Here is an 18,006-nt window from a genome sequence, read left to right on the forward strand (position 1 = left end):
CCGGCCTCCGTTTTTGTGTGCCCCTCGTGGGTACACGCTGCGCACTTGGTAGTTTGGTTCCACCCCCTCTCGGAAGGCCCCGCACGACATGACTGACACCACCCCACTGAATCCCACCGCGGTCGTCAAGAAGCGACGGGTGCTCCTTAAACTGTCCGGTGAGGCCTTCGGCGGCGGCGCCGTCGGGGTGAACCCTGATGTGGTCAGCTCGCTGGCCAGAGAGATCGCCGAGGGTGCCAAGCAGGTCGAAGTGGCCATCGTCGTCGGCGGCGGAAACTTCTTCCGCGGCGCCGAGCTCTCCCAGCGCGGCATGGACCGCGGACGCGCCGACTATATGGGAATGCTCGGTACCGTCATGAACGCTCTGGCCCTGCAGGACTTTCTCGAACAGGCCGGGGCGGAAACCCGCGTCCAGTCAGCCATCTCGATGACCCAGGTCGCGGAGCAGTACATTCCGCGGCGCGCGGAACGCCACTTGGAGAAGGGACGTGTCGTTATTTTCGGTGCCGGCGCCGGACTGCCCTACTTCTCGACCGATACCGTCGCCGCGCAGCGCGCCCTCGAAATCGATGCCGACGTTGTGCTCGTGGCCAAGAACGGCGTGGACGGCGTCTATTCCGACGACCCCCGTACGAATCCCGACGCCCAGAAGATCCACCACATCACCTACCTGGAAGCCCTCCAGCGCGGCCTCAAAGTGGTCGACTCGACCGCGTTCAGCCTGTGCATGGACAACCACATGCCCATGCAGGTCTTCGGCATGGCACCGGAAGGCAACGTCACCGCGGCCATCCTGGGCGCCGATCTGGGCACTCGCGTCTCCAACTAGAATTGTTCCACCACCAATAAAGGAGTCACCGTGATCGCGGATGTTCTTTCCGACGCCACTGCGCGCATGAACCGGGCCCTCGAGGCCGCCAAAGACGACTTTGGCACCGTGCGTACCGGCCGCGCCAACCCGCAAATGTTCGCGAAAATTCTGGTGAGCTATTACGGCACACTGACCCCGCTGGAACAACTCGCATCGCTGCAAAACCAGGAAGCGCGCACCATGCTGATCGGTCCCTACGACAAGGCAGCGCTGCGCGACATTGAGATCGCCATCCGCGACACTCCGAATCTGGGCGCCAACGTCGGTAACGACGGCACCACCATCCGGGCCACGCTGCCCGAACTCACCACGGAACGCCGCAAGGAATTTGTGAAGATCGTCAAGGCCAAGGCAGAGGATGCCCGCATTTCAGTGCGCAACATTCGCCGCAAGGCCAAGGACGAGCTCGATGCGCTCAAGAGCGAGGTCGGCGACGATGAGGTCGGTCGTGCTGAGAAAGAGCTCGAGCTGATCACCAAGAGCCACGTGGACGGTATTGACGACGCATTCAAACGCAAGGAAGCCGAACTCCTCGAGATCTAGGAAGCGTTCAGATGACCGAGCAACCGGAAAACGGCCAGCCGCACAAACGCGGTCACGGTGTCAGTCGCGCCGAGTTTCGGGCGCAAGTGAAAACGACGCGCGCTGATTTCGAGCGTCAGGTGCAGACCACCAAGGCCGATTTTGAACGCCAGGTGCAGGCCACCCGGGCTCAACTCGATGCAACGAACGAACGCATCGCAGCGCGCACCGGGCGCAACCTCATTTTGGCCATCCTGATCGGACTCGTGCTCGGCGGCTCAATGCTGGTCAGCCTCATCATCATCAAACAGCTCTTCATGATCTTCGCGGTCGTAATTGTCGGATTCTGTGCGTTCGAACTGGCGCAGGCCCTGCGGCGCGCCGGACGCAACGTGCCGCGCATCCCCGTGATCATCTCTGCGGTTGCCATCGTTCCGGCTGCGTTCTACGGCGGGGCAACCGGCCAATGGCTCGTCATGCTCGGCGGCATCGTACTAATCGGACTGTGGCGCTTGGCCCTGCTCGTGCTGCCGTCGCACCGCGCCACCGCCCGTTCCCTCCTCGGCGACGTGGGCGGTGGCATCCTGATTCAGGTCTACGTCGTCTTTCTCGCGAGTTTTGCCGTTTTGCTGGTCGCCCAGGACCACGGTCAGTGGTGGACGCTCGCCTTTCTGATCCTGGTCATTTCTGCCGACACCGGTGCGTACGTCAGCGGCCTGAACTTCGGCAAGCATCCGATGGCGCCTTCGATCAGCCCGAAGAAGACGTGGGAGGGCTTTGTTGGCGCCGGACTGATCTGCATGATCGCTGGCGTGCTGCTCTCGATCTTTATGCTTGACCAGCCCTGGTGGTTCGGTTTGGTCTTCGGAGCCGTCATTCTGCTCACCGCGACTTTTGGCGACCTGGCCGAATCGCTCATTAAACGCGACCTGGGAATCAAGGACATGAGTTCATGGTTGCCCGGACACGGCGGCTTTCTGGACCGGCTCGACTCGATTCTGCCGTCGGCCGCTGCCGCCTACGCCCTCTATCTGGTCTTTGCGTGAGCGCAACCGATTTTCCCCCCGCGAACCCGGTACGAGACAATAAAGGTATGAGCACCATATTTTCGCGAGTGGGCAAGAAGTCCCTCGGCTACAACGTCACCCAGGTCGATGCGTTTCTGGCTGCGGCCCGGCGCGCATACGACCAGCCTGACCCCCACGACGACGAACTCGATGCTGATACCGGTGCTGTGGGATCCGTTGACGAGATCGCCGCCGGTGCCGAGACCGACACCACGCTGCCGCCGACCATGGGCGACGGGTCGGGCGCCGCCGACGGCGCCGAGGCCATCCACGCGCTGGTCGCGGAAGGAGCCGAGGCGGAAGAAACCCGCACCGGTGCGAGCTTGACGGCCGAGGGGATCCGGCACACCGCCTTCGCAATGCACAAGGGCGGATACTCGCCCGACCAGGTCGATGCGGCACTGGAACGGCTTGAAGACGCATTTGCCGCTCGAGAACGCGATCAGGCGACCAGAGACGGGGGAGAGCGGGCGTGGATGGTTGACGCCGAGGGCACCGCTGAGGTGATCGTCGCTCGGCTCAGCCGCCCCCCAGGCTACCGCTTCACGCGCACGAGCGTTCTGGCGGTCGGCTACAAACGAGTGGACGTTGACCGTCTCGCCAACAAATTGGTGAAGTATTTCCAGGACGGTCGTGAGCTCACGGTCGATGAGGTGCGAACGGCAGTATTTCGGCCTGAACGTGGAGGATACCGGGAAGCGCAGGTAGACCTCGTGTTGGACAGCGTCGTGGACGTCATGCTCGCGGTCCGCTGACTTGGTCACCGTTGCTTGGCCGTTATCAAATTTGTCGGCTAAGGTCATTTAGTAATGGGTAGGCATCTGCAAGTAATCGACACTGTCCCGGCCACGGCACGGCCGACTGTTCGTCGAACTCGATCCCGGGTGAAGCCAGCGCACTTTCTTTTCGGGTTCACCGCAGCCTGCGCGTTCGTGCTCGTCACCGTGGTCGACCCCTACTCGGGTGCTACGGCGTCACCATACTTTCAAATAGCTGGCAGTACGACCGACGACGGGCCCGCCCAGGCCGTTCTCGTCGCCGGCAGCTACACGAATACCATCACTCGGGACGGCTATGCCGTCACCGAAAAGCCCAAACCGGTGCCCGTCGTGGTCGCGGTAGAAAAGAAGACCCAGAGCTTCACCGCTCCATCGGCTGCTGTACCCGATCCAGGCTCGGCCCAGGCATACGCCTACGACGCCGTTGCGGGTCGCGGGTGGGGTGAAGACCAGTACAACTGCTTGGTTTCGCTCTGGCAGAAAGAGTCACGCTGGAATGTGAGCGCCCAGAACGGTTCGAGTGGTGCCTATGGTATTCCGCAGGCGCTGCCCGGCTCGAAGATGGCTAGCGCTGGCGACGACTGGGCCACAAACGCCGGGACCCAAATTGAGTGGGGTCTTGGGTACATCACGGGCCGCTACGGCACTCCGTGTGGCGCCTGGGAGAAGTCCCAGGCTTCGGGCTGGTACTAGGCGCGCTCTGGTGCGCTGAGCCTGCTGGCGTTCGGCACCAGGCCCGCACTTTAGACTGGGACCATGGCGCGCAGCAATCGACCCCGAGGCCGCAAGGCCCCGCAGTCGGGCGACGACGAGGCAGACGTTAGCCTGAATCATCTGCTCGAGGGGTGGCGTCGCAGCGAAGTTCGACGTGACGGCCTCTGGCACGTTCAACCGGTTCCCGCCAAACAGGCAATCAAGTCCTACCTGTGTCCCGGATGCACCCAGGGCATCGCCCCTGGTACCGCGCACATCGTCACGTGGCGCGGTGATGGGGTGCTCGGTGACGATGCCGACCTCGCCAACCGGCGGCACTGGCACACCCACTGTTGGAAAATCAAGTGACCAATGGCCCCGAGAGCAGAGGAGAACCAGCGACCGTGTCGGTTGACATTCGTGGCGGCATCGAACTGCCGGCCACCATCGAAAGCGTCGAGCTGCAAACGAGCGACGGCCTCACCCTGGTCGGCGAACTGGCCACCCCGGTCGGCAGCACCCCGGTCGCGACGCTCGTGACGCTGCATCCGCTGCCCACCGCCGGCGGTTTCATGGACTCGCACATTCTTCGGAAGGCGGCAAACCGGCTGCCCGCCCTGGCTGATCTGGCCGTGCTACGGTTCAACACCCGCGGCACGTCATCGCCGCGCGGTACGAGCGACGGCAATTTCGGTCACGGACTGACCGAACGGGCCGATGTCGCCGCGGCGATGGCCTTCGTCGCCGAGCGTCACCTGCCCAACCCGTGGCTGGTCGGCTGGTCATTCGGCACCGAACTGGCCCTGAAATACGGCCTGGAGCATCCCATCCGTGGCGCCATTCTATTGTCACCCCCGCTGCACCGCACGACCAACGAAGAGTTGGCGGCGTGGGCGGGGAACGAACGAGAATTGGTAGCTGTGATCCCCGAATTCGACGATTATCTCAGGCCGGACGCCGCCCGCTTGCGGTTCGCCAGCGTGCCCGATCTTCGCTTTGTCGCCGTTGAGGGTGGCAAACACTTGTGGGTTGGCGAGAATCTGACCCGCCGCGTCCTCAGCGAGATCGTTGCCACCGTGAACCCCGGCGCACTTCCCCTGCCGACTGAGTGGAACACCGGTTTGCCCAACGCTTCTTGAACGTGCGGTGGTACCGGCTTCAGAGTTCGTTCTGGCGGGGGATAACGACCTGTTTGACGATCATGATGACCGACGCGGCGACGGGGATGGCGATCAGCGCGCCGAGGATGCCGAGCAGGCTGCCCCCGGCCAGGGCCGCGATCACGACGACCGCGCCCGGAATCGACACGGCCCGGTTCATGATCTTCGGACTGAGCAGGTACGCCTCTACCTGCATATAAATGAGGTAATAGATCGCTGCGGCCAGGGCTGTCTGCGGAGAGCTGCCGATTTCGGGGATCAGGCAGGTCAGCACGATGATGACCGAACCCGAGATGGTACCGATGAGCGGAATCAGCGAGAGCAGGAAGGCGATGAACGCGAGCAGCGCCGGAAACGGGGCTCCGATGATCGAGAGAAAGATGAAGCTCAGCACGCCGTTCACCGAGGCCAGAGCGGCCTGTCCCACGATGTAGCGACCGACGGCTGTGATGATTTGCTCGCTGATATCGGTGAACCGCTCCCGCTTGGACGCGGGAACCAGCTGATAGGTGGCGCGCTTCATGCTGTTCAGTGAGGCCGTGAAGTAGAGCGTGAGAATGAGGATGATGAGGCCGCCGAAAAGGCCGTTGACAATGGCGAGGCCGGACTGAACGACCGTCGTGGTGATGTTGGTGAGGTTGCCGCCGAGAAAATCGGTGGTCGTCTTCGTGATTTCGTCGATGTCGAGACCGGGGAACTGTTTTTTCAGATCGTCCAGAAAGGTCGAGCTGTTCACCCCTCGCACCAGCTCCGGAACGAGCTTGGACAACTTGGACACCTGGCCGACGATGATCGGCACGATCGCGAAAATCACCGCGGTGAGCACGCCGAGCACCGCTGCGACCACGGTCAGAATCGCCGCCCAGCGTGGGAACTTCTTCTTCTCCAGCCACGAGACGGCCGGGTCGAGGCCGAGCGCGATGAACAGCGCGGCCCCGACGTAGATGATGATCGTCTGCAGGGTGATCACCGAGGTGATGATCAGTAGGCCAAGGCCAACGCCCAACGTTCCGACGAGTCCGAACCGGAAGGCATTTTGTATTCTCACGTGTCGACTCCAGGAGTGGGGAATTACTCGGCTGCGACCCGTTCTGCTTGGGTCAAAACGCTACGCAGACTTTCAAAGTAACCGGCCACGGCGTCGCGCTCAATTCTAATCTGGGACAGCCGGTCTTCGGCGTCTGCCACGAGGGTGCGTGAGCGTGTTGTAGCGTCGGTCACGAGAGCGGTAGCAGCGGTGTGCGCGTCCCTGAGAATGCGTGCGGCGTTCTCTTCGGCGAGTTCCTTGTTCGCTTTGGCCTCTTCGCGGGCGCCGGCATCGAGTTGTTCGTTGAGGGTGCGCAGCTCGGCCGTGCGCTCGCTCGTCTCGGTGAGCTGCCTGGCGGCATCCGCTTGAAACTTCTGAGTCTGCGCCACGGCCTCCTGGTGCCGGGCGAGGTGCCCCTGCTCGGCTTCGTCGCGGCGGGCTTTCAGCTCGACATCAAAGTCGGCTCGCGCCTGGTCGATCTCCCTGGCCAGCCGGCTCGCCTCGTGCTCGCCCTTTTTGCGCGTGGCGGTGAGGTGGTTCTCCAGATCGATGCGGGCCTGCTCGGCCTCGGCCTCGGCGTCGATGCGGGCCTGCTGGTTCTCCCGATCCAGGTCGGCGGCGGCCTGCTCAACCTCGGCGGCGAGGGCAGCGCGGCCTTGCTCGATCTCGCGGGCCAGACCGGCGCGTTTGCGATCGAGCTCGCGAGCGAGATCGGTCTGGGCCTGCTCTTGTTCGACCTCGGTCACGGCGTGTGCCTGTTCGATTTCGCGGGCCAGGTCGATTCGCCCTTGCTCGACCTCGGCGGCGAGCAAGGTGCGGGCCTGGTCTGCCTCGTGGGCGCCGGCCAGCCGCCCCTGCTCGGATTCCCTGGACAGATCGACCCGGGCCTGCTCCGTTTCGGCGGCCAGATCGACGCGGGCCTGTTCCGTTTCGCGCTGCAGGTCAGCGCGCTGCTGGTCGAGTTCCAAGGCCACTTCCGCGCGGGTGAGTTCGGTTTCGTGGGTAAGCCCCGCCGCGATCTCACGAGCCTCGGTGGCTTCCCGCTGGGCCACTACACGCACTTCTGCCGCCTCACGATCGGCTTCAGAGCGGATGGCCGACACCTCACGCTTGACCGTTGCCCGCGCTTCGGCGGCCTCGGTGGCGACAGCGCCCCGAATCAGGGAGGCATCGCGAACCGCATCCTGGACAACCTGCGCCTGGTCGTCCTGGGCGCGGGCGCGCACGTCATCTGCTTCAACTCGCACGTCATCGAGTACCCGACGTGCCTTGACGGCGGCATCAGACAGGGTGCGTTCGGCCTGCTCGAGGGCATTGTGGCGAAGCAGTTGCACCTCATCGGTCGTCGCGGCGCGCAGCTTCTCCGCGTCGATATCGGCCTGGGCGATGACTCGGGTGGACTGCTCTTCGGCCACGCGAAGGGTATTCTCCAGTTTGGTCCCGAGGCCGGAGAAGGTGGGGCTGCCGACCTCTTCGATCTCAGCGTTGAGATCGTCAATACGCGTCACCAACCGTTTGACTTCACGACCGGCCTCGGCGTTTTGAGTGTTGGCCTGGATCAGTTCGCGACGCAGGGACTGGATGGCCTTGGCGACCTCGTCCTTGTCGTAGCCGCGAAATACCTGGGTGAAATCAGCCTCGTCGTCAGACACGTATTACTCCTTACAAATGGGGCCCCGGCCCTCGGTGGATCATGCATGACGGGGAACACCCCCAATTTTAGTGTGTTGGCGCCGCCGCGAGTACCCGCCCATTCGACGGTGGGCTCTCTGGCGCTATTAGGCACCTCTCAGGAGAAGGCAGTAACGTAGAACGTCTGTGTCGGAGCACCTTCAGGCACAGGAGTCAGCCAGAGTGACTGAAGAGTACCAACCAGCCACAAGCTGAAGGGTGATACGTGCGTTTTGTTCTTGCCATTGTGGCCTTCGTGCTTGCTGCCGTGATGATCGTTCTCGGCATCGCACAGCGAACGATCCTGCTCGAGCCCGCTTTTACTTCCCTGACATCTTCCGTCACCGGCGACGCGAAATACACCGTGATAGATCCGAGCGCGCTGGCAGCGTCGACGGGCAGCCAGACCATCGACGTGCGCGGAGATGGCGCGATCTTCCTCGCGTACGGGCGTTCGGAAGACGTCGCGGCCTGGATCGCGGACGACGCGTACGCCACTGTCACCCTCAGCGAGAAAACGGGCGAGCTCACCGCCACAGTCACCGACGCCGAAACCGCCGATGATGCCGAGGGAACCGCGGGTGATGCCGCCACACCGGATGCCGACGCCGCGATTGTGAATCCGGCTGGCTCAGACCTGTGGCTCGAGGAATACACCGGCACGGACTCTGTGACTACCACGCTGACCTTGCCGGAGGGTATTTCTGTGCTCGTCGCGTCGGACGGGATCGAACCGGCACCGTCCAGCATCCGTTTGTCGTGGGCGTCCGACAATTCCACCCCGTGGGCGGGCCCGCTGCTCGCTGGTGGTGCCGTGCTTCTGTTGGCCGGCCTGGTGTTGTACGTGCTGGCCCTGCTGCATCTGCGGCGCTCGCGCAGGCCGCGTCGCAATGTCCCACGCGGTCCTCGCATGCCGCGTTTGCCGCGCGCACCACGCCCGAAGGCTATTAAGGCCAGTCAGATCACGACTTCGCGGCGGGGGATCGCCCGCCGGGTGGCCATTCTTCCCATGATCGTGGTCTCCGGCCTGGCGCTGAGCGGCTGTTCGGCCGACCTGTGGCCCGATTTCAGCACGGCCAGCACGGCTACCGCGACGCCAACACCGACGCCTCAGCCCACTGATTCCGTCGAAGCCGCCGCCGAGCTGCCGCCGCCCGCCGTCACGGTCTCCCAGCTGGAAACGATCATGAGCGAGATCTCGCTGCTCAGCGCGGACGCCGATGTGAACCTGAATGCAGAGACTATTGCAACGCGATTCACCGGCCCGGCACTGGAACAACGACTGGCCAACTACAAGATTCGTGCCGTCGATCCGGCAGTAGCCCCCCTGATTGCTCTGGCGGGTGCGCCCCTCACGTTTACACTGCCGCAGCAGACTAACTCCTGGCCTCGTGTCGTCATGACGGTGATTCAAGACGAAAACGAACCCAGCATCCCGACCATGGCGGTCATCCTCAAGCAGGAATCACCCCGCACAAACTATCAAGTGGAGTATCTGTTCGCACTGGAGCAGTCGGCGCACGTTCCGAAGGTGGCGCCGGCCGTCGTCGGCGCCCCCGCCATCGCTCCCGACAACAAGTTGTTGTTGCTGCCGCCGAACGAATTGGCCGCAGCGTATGCCGACATCCTGCTGCAGGGCGAGGCGAGCCCCTCATTCGGACTGTTCGAGAGCGAGGGGGATAATTTTCGCGTACAGGTTGCTGACCTGAACGCGGCCAAGATCGCCGCTTTGCCGTCGACCGCTTCGATCGAATTCGCAGCGGCTGCGGGCAGCGACGAGGCCGTAGCCCTCGCGACCAACGACTCTGGCAGCATCGTGGCGGTCAGCATGACGGAGACTGAAACGGTCAAACCGGTCGATACCGGGGCCACGGTGGGCCCGGCCGCCGATGCCCTCGCCACGAAGGCGCTATCCGGCATCACCACCACGGCTAAGGGCTTTCAAAACACCTACCGCGACCAACTGCTGTTCTACGTACCCACGGCCGGTTCTAGCGACAAAATCGTGCTTCTGGGCTTTGCCCAGGGCCTCATCACATCGGCGGAGCTCCCATGACGAATATGCCCCCTCTCGGATCGAACCTGCGCGGAGCGGTCGATCTTTCTTCGCTCGTGAACCGTGCCCCGGCGGGAACGACCCCGGCGGCCACCACTGGCGCACCCGTGGCCGGCGAGGCTGCTGCACCCTCCGGCGCAGTCACCCTGCCGAGCCTTGTTCTCGACGGTACCGACGCCAACTTTGGTGAACTGCTCGAGCTGTCTTCCCGCGTTCCCGTAGTCGTCGGACTGTGGGCATCCTGGAGTGAACCCTCAACGCAGCTCATGATCGCATTGGAAAGGATCGTTCTGGGCTTCGCCGGCAAGTTCGTGCTGGCCCGCGTCGACATCGACACGAATCCGCAGCTCGCACAGGCATTCCAGGCCCAGTCCGTGCCGACGGTCGCCGCCGTCATCACCGGTCAGCCGGTGCAGCTTTTCAACGGTCCGCTCGGTGAGGAGCAGATCACCGAGGTGCTCGGTCGTGTTCTGGAGCTCGCAGCGCAGCAGGGTGTGACGGGCACGGCCCAGGCCACAGACGCGGACGCCGACGCCGAACCGATCGCCGCGGCCCCGGAGCCACTGCCGCCGCACCACCTTGAGGCGTACACAGCGATCGAGGCCGGCGACTATGCCACCGCTCAGAGTGAGTACCGCACCGCGCTGGCGCAGAACCCGAACGACACGATGGCCGTTGCCGGTCTGGCCCAGGTCAGCCTGCTCGCCCGGCTGCAGGGCAAGACCATCGACCAGATTCGCAATGGCGCGGCATCCGCTCCCGACGATCTCGATGCACAATTACTGGTCGCCGACCTCGACTTATCCGGTGGTCACATCGAGGACGCCTTCGATCGCCTGCTGGGACTTTTTACGGCACAGCCCGCCGCAGGCCGCAACACGATTCGCGAGCGCCTTCTCGAGCTGTTCGAGGTCGTCGGTCAGGATGATCCACGGGTTCCCCCCACCCGTTCGCGGCTCACTGCCCTCCTGTACTGATTTACCCTGTACTGATTTCCCCTGTGCGCTCGAGCGGGATGCGCTAGCGGCGCAGACGCAACCATAAGCCGGCCAGCGGCGGCAGGGTCAGGGTAGCGGATGCCGGACGACCGGCCCACGGCTCGTTGTAGGCCTCCACGGCGCCCTGGTTTCCCACGCCCGACCCACCGAAGTCGCCGGCATCCGTGTTGAGAATCTCCTCCCACTGCCCGGCGAACGGCAAGCCGACGCGGTAGTCGGTGTGCGGCTGCCCGGCGAAGTTGAAGAAGCAAGCGACCGGAACGCCGTGGTTGTCCCAGCGCAGAAACGACACGACATTCTGGGCCGCTGCGCCGCCGTCGAGGAGTTCGAAGCCGCCCGGGTCGTTATCGCGGCTCCACAGGCTCGCATTGTCGCGGTAGACCCGGTTGAGCTGGGCAACCAGGTTGAACAGGCCACGGTGCGCCGGCTGGTCGAGCATCCACCAGTCCAGTCCGCGCTCCTCGCTCCACTCCGAGCGCTGACCGAACTCGCTTCCCATGAACAAAAGTTGCTTTCCCGGGTGCGCCCACATGAAGGAGAGGTAGGCCCGCACGTTGGCGAGCTGCTGCCAGGAATCACCGGGCATCTTCGATACCAGGGCACCCTTGCCGTGCACGACCTCGTCGTGGCTGATTGGCAGCAGAAAGTTCTCACTGAAGGCATAAATGAACGAGAACGTGATGTCGTTGTGGTGGTACGAACGGTACATCGGGTCGACCTGCATATACTCCAGCGAGTCGTGCATCCAGCCCATGTTCCACTTGAAGCCGAAGCCGAGCCCGCCCCCGCTGGTCGGCGCCGTCACCCCGCCCCAGTTCGTGGATTCTTCGGCGATCATGATGGTGCCCGGATTGCGCTTGTACGCCGTTGCGGTGATCTCCTGCAGCAGGCTGATCGCCTCGAGGTTCTCGTTCCCGCCGTACTGGTTCGGCTCCCACTGGCCATCTTCGCGCGAATAGTCCAGGTAGAGCATCGAGGCGACCGCGTCGACACGCAGCGCGTCGATGTGGAATTCTTCGAGCCAGTACAGGGCGTTCGCGACCAGGAAGTTGCGCACCTGCATCTGACCGAAGTCGAAGATGTAGGTGCCCCAGTCCAGCTGCTCGCCGCGACGCGGGTCGGCGTGCTCGTAGAGCGCCTGGCCGTCGAAGCGAGCGAGGGCGAAGTCGTCTTTCGGAAAGTGGCCGGGAACCCAGTCCATGATCACGCCGATGCCGGCCTGGTGCAGCCGGTCAATGAGATAACGCAGGTCGTCGGGGGAGCCAAACCGGCTGGTCGGAGCGTAGTAGCCGCTCACCTGGTAACCCCAGGAACCGCCAAACGGGTGCTCCGCGAGCGGCATGAATTCCACGTGAGTGAAGTTGAGTTCGTGCAGGTACCCGACGAGCTCATCGGCCAGGTCTCGGTACCCGAGGCCAGGGCGCCAGGAACCGACGTGCATCTCGTAGACACTCATAGCCTGGTTGTGGGGATCGTTAGACTTGCGATTAGCGAGCCAGGCGGCATCCGACCACTCGTAGTGCGATTCGGTGACGATCGACGCGGTCTGCGGCGGCACCTCGGCGAGCCGGGCCATCGGGTCGGCTTTCTCAACCCAGTCGCCGGACTGCGCGAGCAGCTGGAACTTGTAGTTGGCGCCGAGTTCGAGGCCCGGAATGAACAGCTCCCAGACGCCGGTGCTGCCCATGTTGCGCATCGAATGGGTGACGCCGTTCCAGCCGTTGAAGTCGCCGATCACACGGGCGGCGCTGGCGTGCGGCGCCCACACCGCGAATGAGGTGCCGGTGGATGACTCCGTGACACCCTGGTGCCGGCGGTGGTGGGCCCCGAGCACGTCCCAGAGCCGTTCGTGGCGACCCTCACCGATCAGGTGCAGGTCCAGCTCGCCGAGCGTCGGGATGAACCGGTACGGGTCACCACAGATCCAGGCCGGCGCGCTCTCATAGCGGGCCTCGATCGTGTAGTCGCTGAGTCCGACGATGCTCTCGCCCTGCCAGATACCGTGCGCGAGGTGGGTCAGCGCGACTCGCGATCCGTTGGCGAGAATGGCGAACACCTCGGTGGCGAGTGGACGTAGTGCCCGGATGATGACGACCGGGTCTGACCCACCGTCGTGGTTCGCGAGGTGCTGGCCAAGAACTTCGTGCGGGTTGTAATAGCGGCCGGCGGCGACGGCCTCGAGCACGTGGTCGGGCACCAGTTCGATCGGGGCCGCGTGCTTCTGGACTTTCCTGGTCCCGGATTTCGGGGACTGTGCCTTCTTGCCGTCGATGTTCTTTCCCTGACCCTTCGTGTTTGCTGTTTCTTGTTTCTTGCGTTTTTTGTCTTTGTCTTTGCCGCCGCTCATGGGCGGACCCGGGTTGGATCGTGTGGCGTGACGTGCAAAATATGCACCGGTTCGGTGAAAGCGTCGAGACGCACGAAGTTATCGGACGACCAGGTCCAGGTGGCGCCTGAGACGAGGTCGTGCACGTCGAAGTTGTCGCCGCGGGCAATGCCGAACCGGGTCACGTCGAGGTGTACCACCGTTTGGCGCACCGAGTGCGGGTCGACGTTGGCGACGACGATGAGGGCATCCGCCTGACCCGTACCGGTGAAGGCAGCGTCGAGAAATTTACTGTAGACGAGGATCGAGTCATCGTCGCTCGAGTGGATGTCGAGGTTGCGCAGCTGGCCCAGGGCGGGATGCTCGGAGCGGATGCGGTTGAGCAGGGTGAGATATGGCGCGAGAGACCTTCCGAGCTCCTCGGCCGTGTTCCAGTCGCGCGGCCGGTACTCGTACTTTTCGTTGTCGATGCTCTCCTCGGCACCGGGCCTCGCGACGTTCTCGAACAGGTCGAAACCGGCATATACCCCCCAGCTCGGCGCGGCTGTGGCGGCGAGCGCCGCCCGAATCTTGAACGCCGCCGGGCCGCCGAATTGCAGATACTCGGTGAGAATATCGGGGGTGTTCACGAACAGGTTCGGGCGCAGAAAGTCGGGGGTGTCGGTGGCTAGACCGTCGAAAAATTCCTCGAGCTCGCTCTTCGTGTTGCGCCAGGTGAAGTAGGTGTACGACTGCTGAAAGCCGACCTTGCCGAGGGCCTGCATGAGCGCCGGACGGGTGAATGCCTCGGCCAGAAACACCACGTCGGGGTCAGTTGCATTGACCGCGGCGATGAGCCACTCCCAGAAGTCGAGCGGCTTGGTGTGCGGGTTGTCCACGCGAAAGATGCGCACGCCGAGGCTGATCCAGTAGCGCAGCAGTCGCAGCGCCTCGGCCCGGATGCCGGCGGGATCATTATCGAAATTGATCGGGTAAATGTCCTGGTATTTTTTTGGTGGGTTTTCCGCGAAGGCAATTGTGCCGTCGGGCAGGCTCGTGAACCACTCCGGGTGCTCCGCTACCCAGGGATGATCGGGGGAGGCCTGCAAGGCGAAGTCGAGAGCGAGTTCTAGGCCAAGGGAGGCTGCCTTTTTCAGAAAATAGCTGAAATCGGCGACGGTGCCGAGGTCTGGGTGGATGGCGTCGTGCCCGCCGTCAGACGAGCCGATCGCCCAGGGCGACCCCGGGTCGCCGGGGACGACGGTGAGCGAATTGTTCGGGCCCTTGCGGAAGGCTTGCCCGATGGGGTGGATCGGCGGCAGATAAAGCACGTCAAATCCCATGGCGGCCACGGCGGGCAGGCGTTTGGCTGCAGTGCGAAAGGTTCCGCTCTTCCAGCTGCCGTTGGCGCGGCGAACGGCGCCCTCAGAGCGCGGGAAGAACTCGTACCAGGCACCGACACCGGCTTTTGCTCGTTCGACGATGATCGTGCGTTCGGCCGAGAGCGAGGCCAGGCCAGCGAGGGGGCGGGCAGCGATGGCCTGCCGCAGCGCGGCATCCGCTACCGTGAGAAAACGCTCCGTAGCCGATTTGCCGGTGTCGGCGAGCGATTTGGCAGCGGCCTGGAATAAACGACGGGCAGCGACTGGGCGGCCCGTGTCGAGGCCGGCCTGTGCCAGGAGAACCCCGCCGATGGTGAACATGAGCTCGACGTCGATGCCCGCCGGTATCTTGATCGCCGCGTTGTGTTCCCAGGTCGCGAAGTCGTCGGCGTAGGCGCGCACCCGATATTGCCAGCGACCCGGAACGCCGAGCTGCGCCTCGACACCGTAGCGGTCGGTGCCGTCGGCCTGCAGCACCATCGGATGCCGCGTCGTGCTGCCGTCCGGCGCCGTGAGTTGCAGGTCGACACCGATGAGGTCGTGCCCCTCGCGAAAAGCGGTCGCGCCAAACGGTACGACTTCGCCGACGAAGGCGCGGACCGGCCAGCGATTGTCGCCCAGCTGAGGAGACAGGTCAAGAACCGGGATACGACCAATGGCGGCGGCGAAACGGCTCCCCGCCCCGGCGTCTGCGGACACGGTCGTGCGAGCCTCGCTCGATACTGCCGGCGGGATCGTCTTTTTCGCTGCTGTCTTGGCCACACCATGACCGTAGCGTGAACCGCGGCCATGGCGCTCCCCTTCGGTTGGGCTTGCCCGCGTGCGTTGATCGAGGGTTACAGATTGGACACCCAGCACCCCTAAGGTTGACCTCGTGAAGGCCATCCGCAAATTTACCGTCCGAGCCGTTCTCCCCGAGCCCCTCGCGGCTCTCGAGGAGCTTGCCGGCAATCTCCGCTGGTCGTGGCATGAACCCACCCGGCAGCTGTTCGAGCGCATCGCCCCTGAGCTCTGGCGCGAGATCGGTGCCGACCCGGTCGCCCTGCTCGGCGCCGTCGACCCGCGTCGCCTCGACGAGCTGGCGCAGGACCACGACTACGTGGCCCAGGTTGACTCCACCAGAGACGGCCTGCGCGACTATCTCGAACAGCCACGCTGGTACCAGGAGCTCGAGGGCGAAAAGCCCGCTGCGATAGCGTATTTCTCACCGGAGTTCGGCATCGCTGCCGCCCTGCCGCAGTATTCAGGGGGCCTGGGCATTCTGGCCGGTGACCACCTTAAGAGCGCGTCCGACCTTGGCCTGCCACTGGTGGGCGTGGGGCTGTTCTATCGCGCCGGTTACTTCAGCCAGGCCATCTCGCCTGACGGCTGGCAGATGGAGAGCTACCCGCTGCTCGACCCTGACGGGCTGCCGCTCGCCGTGCTGCGTCGAGCCGACGGTTCGGCCGTGCAGGTTTCCCTCGCTCTGCCCGACGACCGCACGCTGCATGCCCGCGTCTGGCAGGCCAAGGTCGGTCGGGTTCGACTGCTGCTGCTCGACGCCGACATTCCCGAGAACGCTGACGACCTGCGGCTGGTCACCGACCGCCTGTACGGCGGCGGCGGCGAACACCGATTGCTTCAGGAACTTCTGCTGGGTATCGGCGGTGCCCGCGCCGTGAAGTTGTGGAGCTCGCTGCACGGACTGCCAGAGCCGGAAGTGTTCCACACCAATGAGGGCCACGCCGGGTTCCTCGGCCTCGAGCGTATCTCCAGCCTGATCGGCGAGGGACTGAGCTTTCAGGAAGCCCTGCAGGTTGCCCGCGCCGGAACCGTCTTCACCACCCACACCCCGGTCGCCGCTGGCATCGACCGCTTCGAGCGTTCCCTCGTGCGGCGCTACTTCGGCACCGATCTGCTGCCCGGTGTCGACGTGGAAGACCTGCTCGCGCTGGGAGCAGAGAGCTACTCCGGCGGCTCCTCCGAGGTGTTCAATATGGCCATTATGGGATTACGCCTCGGCCAGCACGCCAACGGCGTATCGACCCTGCACGGCGAGGTCAGTCGAAGAATGTTCAACGGGCTCTGGCCTGGTTTTGATTCAGCGGATGTGCCGATCACGTCGATCACTAACGGTGTCCACGCGCAGAGCTGGACCGACCCGGCCCTGAAGAGCCTCGCCAACACGAAGCTCGGCACGAGCGACACCTCGACGGCAAACTGGGCCTCCCCTGATGTGTCCGACCAGGACCTGTGGTCGGTGCGGGGGCAGATGCGCCTGCAATTCGTCGAGGATGCCCGCCGCCGTCTGCTCAATGCCTGGCGCGACCAGAATCCGGGCGGGATCCCTCCGGCCTGGATTAGCCGAGTGTTCGACCCGAGCGTGCTGACCATCGGATTCGCCCGCCGAGTCCCCACTTACAAGCGCCTGACCCTGATGCTGCATGACCCTGAACGGCTGCGCGCCCTCCTGCTGCACCCGGAGCATCCGATTCAGATCGTCATCGCCGGCAAGTCACACCCCGCCGATGAAGAGGGCAAACGACTGATCCAGAAGATCGTGCAGTTCGCGGCGGATCCTGCCCTGCGCACGCGCATCGCTTTTCTCCCCGACTACAACATTGCCATGGCCCAGCTGATGTATCCGGGAACGGATGTCTGGCTCAATAATCCACTACGCCCGCTGGAGGCCTGTGGCACGAGCGGCATGAAGGCGGCACTGAACGGCGCCCTCAACCTGTCGATCCTCGACGGCTGGTGGCCTGAATATTACGACGGCAAGAACGGCTGGGCAATTCCGTCGGCCGATTCGGCCGGCGACTCCGCCGAACGCGACCGGCTCGAAGCTGAAGCGCTGTACGACCTCATCGAACACCAGGTCGCGCCGACGTTCTATGAACGCAACGGTGACGATGTACCCGCACGGTGGGTATCAAATATCCGGCACACTCTCAGTACCCTGTCGCCCGCACTGTCCGCTGACCGCATGGTCAGCGAGTATGTGCAGCGTCTGTATCGCCCGGCCGGGCACTACCAGGCGCTCATGTCGGCGAACAACTACCGCGCGGCCCGCGAACTGGCGGCGTGGAAGGGACGGATCGTTGCGGCCTGGCCGCAGGTTGCGGTGACCCACGTCGAATCGGGCGGCGTTTCGTCGGTGCCCGAAGTGGGTGATGACCTGCACCTGCGCGCGCACGTGCAGCTCGGTGGACTCGTTGCTGACGACGTGACCGTCGAGGTTGTCTATGGTAAAAGCCTCGGCACCGACGAACTGCGCGATGTGGCGACTCAGGCGCTCGAACCGGCACTCGTGAAAGGTGCACCGGCCGGGGGAGCCACCCTGTTCACGGGAACGGTCGAACTCGACCGGGCCGGAGCCTTCGGTTACACCGTGCGCGTCGTTCCCAAGAATGACCTGCTGATCAGCCCGGCCGAAATGGGGTTGGTCGCCGTCGCAAGTTAGCTTGTTCGGGGCCTTCGAATCCGAAGACCCCGA

The 18,006-nt window shown here is 64.1% G+C and carries 14 protein-coding genes; 10 read left to right on the plus strand and 4 right to left on the minus strand.

Going from position 1 to position 18,006, the window contains the following annotated elements:
* The first annotated feature begins 88 nt into the window (after nt 1-88).
* The 7 genes from pyrH to E3T39_RS01640 all read left to right on the plus strand — a co-directional run bounded on the left by pyrH (nt 89) and on the right by E3T39_RS01640 (nt 5,071).
* Nucleotides 89-829: a UMP kinase gene (pyrH, locus tag E3T39_RS01610; protein WP_134513017.1), complete on the plus strand. Its 741-nt coding sequence runs from the start codon at nt 89-91 to the stop codon at nt 827-829.
* 30 nt (nt 830-859) lie between these two features.
* Nucleotides 860-1,414 carry a ribosome recycling factor gene (gene frr / locus E3T39_RS01615; protein WP_092108831.1) on the plus strand — a complete coding sequence of 185 codons (555 nt, stop codon included), beginning with the start codon at nt 860-862 and terminating at the stop codon, nt 1,412-1,414.
* Between the two features lie 11 nt (nt 1,415-1,425).
* The gene (locus E3T39_RS01620) at nt 1,426-2,439 is read left to right on the plus strand and encodes a phosphatidate cytidylyltransferase (protein ID WP_134513018.1); all 1,014 of its coding nucleotides are present in this window, start codon (nt 1,426-1,428) and stop codon (nt 2,437-2,439) included.
* A gap of 47 nt (nt 2,440-2,486) precedes the next feature.
* Entirely contained in the window at nt 2,487-3,215 is a 729-nt protein-coding gene (locus E3T39_RS01625) for a DivIVA domain-containing protein (RefSeq protein WP_241979447.1), read from the plus strand.
* A 129-nt stretch (nt 3,216-3,344) separates the two neighbouring features.
* A complete protein-coding gene (locus E3T39_RS01630) occupies nt 3,345-3,932 on the plus strand; it encodes an aggregation-promoting factor C-terminal-like domain-containing protein (protein ID WP_241979448.1) in 588 nt (195 codons plus the stop codon).
* 63 nt (nt 3,933-3,995) lie between these two features.
* Nucleotides 3,996-4,301 carry a hypothetical protein gene (locus tag E3T39_RS01635; protein ID WP_134513020.1) on the plus strand — a complete coding sequence of 102 codons (306 nt, stop codon included), beginning with the start codon at nt 3,996-3,998 and terminating at the stop codon, nt 4,299-4,301.
* Between the two features lie 35 nt (nt 4,302-4,336).
* Complete coding sequence (locus E3T39_RS01640) at nt 4,337-5,071, plus strand: alpha/beta hydrolase (RefSeq protein ID WP_134513021.1); 735 nt, start codon at nt 4,337-4,339, stop codon at nt 5,069-5,071.
* A 19-nt stretch (nt 5,072-5,090) separates the two neighbouring features.
* Here the strand turns inward: E3T39_RS01640 and E3T39_RS01645 are convergent, their stop codons facing one another.
* Both E3T39_RS01645 and E3T39_RS01650 read right to left on the minus strand, forming a co-directional pair.
* Nucleotides 5,091-6,140: an AI-2E family transporter gene (locus tag E3T39_RS01645; RefSeq protein ID WP_134513022.1), complete on the minus strand. Its 1,050-nt coding sequence runs from the start codon at nt 6,138-6,140 to the stop codon at nt 5,091-5,093.
* Between the two features lie 23 nt (nt 6,141-6,163).
* Entirely contained in the window at nt 6,164-7,771 is a 1,608-nt protein-coding gene (locus E3T39_RS01650; protein ID WP_134513023.1) for a coiled-coil domain-containing protein, read from the minus strand.
* Nucleotides 7,772-8,016: 245 nt separating this feature from the next.
* Here E3T39_RS01650 and E3T39_RS01655 point away from each other — a divergent pair, with 245 nt between their 5' ends.
* Both E3T39_RS01655 and E3T39_RS01660 read left to right on the plus strand, forming a co-directional pair.
* Nucleotides 8,017-9,846 (plus strand): DUF8094 domain-containing protein, encoded by a 1,830-nt coding sequence (locus E3T39_RS01655; protein WP_134513024.1) that lies wholly within the window; start codon nt 8,017-8,019, stop codon nt 9,844-9,846.
* Nucleotides 9,843-10,823, plus strand: a complete 981-nt coding sequence (locus E3T39_RS01660) for a tetratricopeptide repeat protein (RefSeq protein WP_134513025.1) — start codon at nt 9,843-9,845, stop codon at nt 10,821-10,823. Before E3T39_RS01655 ends, E3T39_RS01660 begins: the two co-directional genes overlap by 4 nt.
* Before the next feature lie 43 nt (nt 10,824-10,866).
* Here the strand turns inward: E3T39_RS01660 and glgB are convergent, their stop codons facing one another.
* Both glgB and E3T39_RS01670 read right to left on the minus strand, forming a co-directional pair.
* Nucleotides 10,867-13,191, minus strand: coding sequence for a 1,4-alpha-glucan branching protein GlgB (glgB, locus tag E3T39_RS01665; protein ID WP_134513026.1), 2,325 nt, complete (start codon nt 13,189-13,191; stop codon nt 10,867-10,869).
* Nucleotides 13,188-15,293 (minus strand): alpha-1,4-glucan--maltose-1-phosphate maltosyltransferase, encoded by a 2,106-nt coding sequence (locus tag E3T39_RS01670; RefSeq protein ID WP_420898126.1) that lies wholly within the window; start codon nt 15,291-15,293, stop codon nt 13,188-13,190. Before E3T39_RS01670 ends, glgB begins: the two co-directional genes overlap by 4 nt.
* Before the next feature lie 112 nt (nt 15,294-15,405).
* On the opposite strand from E3T39_RS01670, the gene glgP reads away from it, so the two are divergent.
* A complete protein-coding gene (gene glgP, locus E3T39_RS01675) occupies nt 15,406-17,973 on the plus strand; it encodes an alpha-glucan family phosphorylase (RefSeq protein ID WP_134513028.1) in 2,568 nt (855 codons plus the stop codon).
* Nucleotides 17,974-18,006 lie beyond the last annotated feature (33 nt).

This window comes from Cryobacterium suzukii, assembly GCF_004403185.1.
GTDB lineage: Bacteria > Actinomycetota > Actinomycetes > Actinomycetales > Microbacteriaceae > Cryobacterium > Cryobacterium suzukii.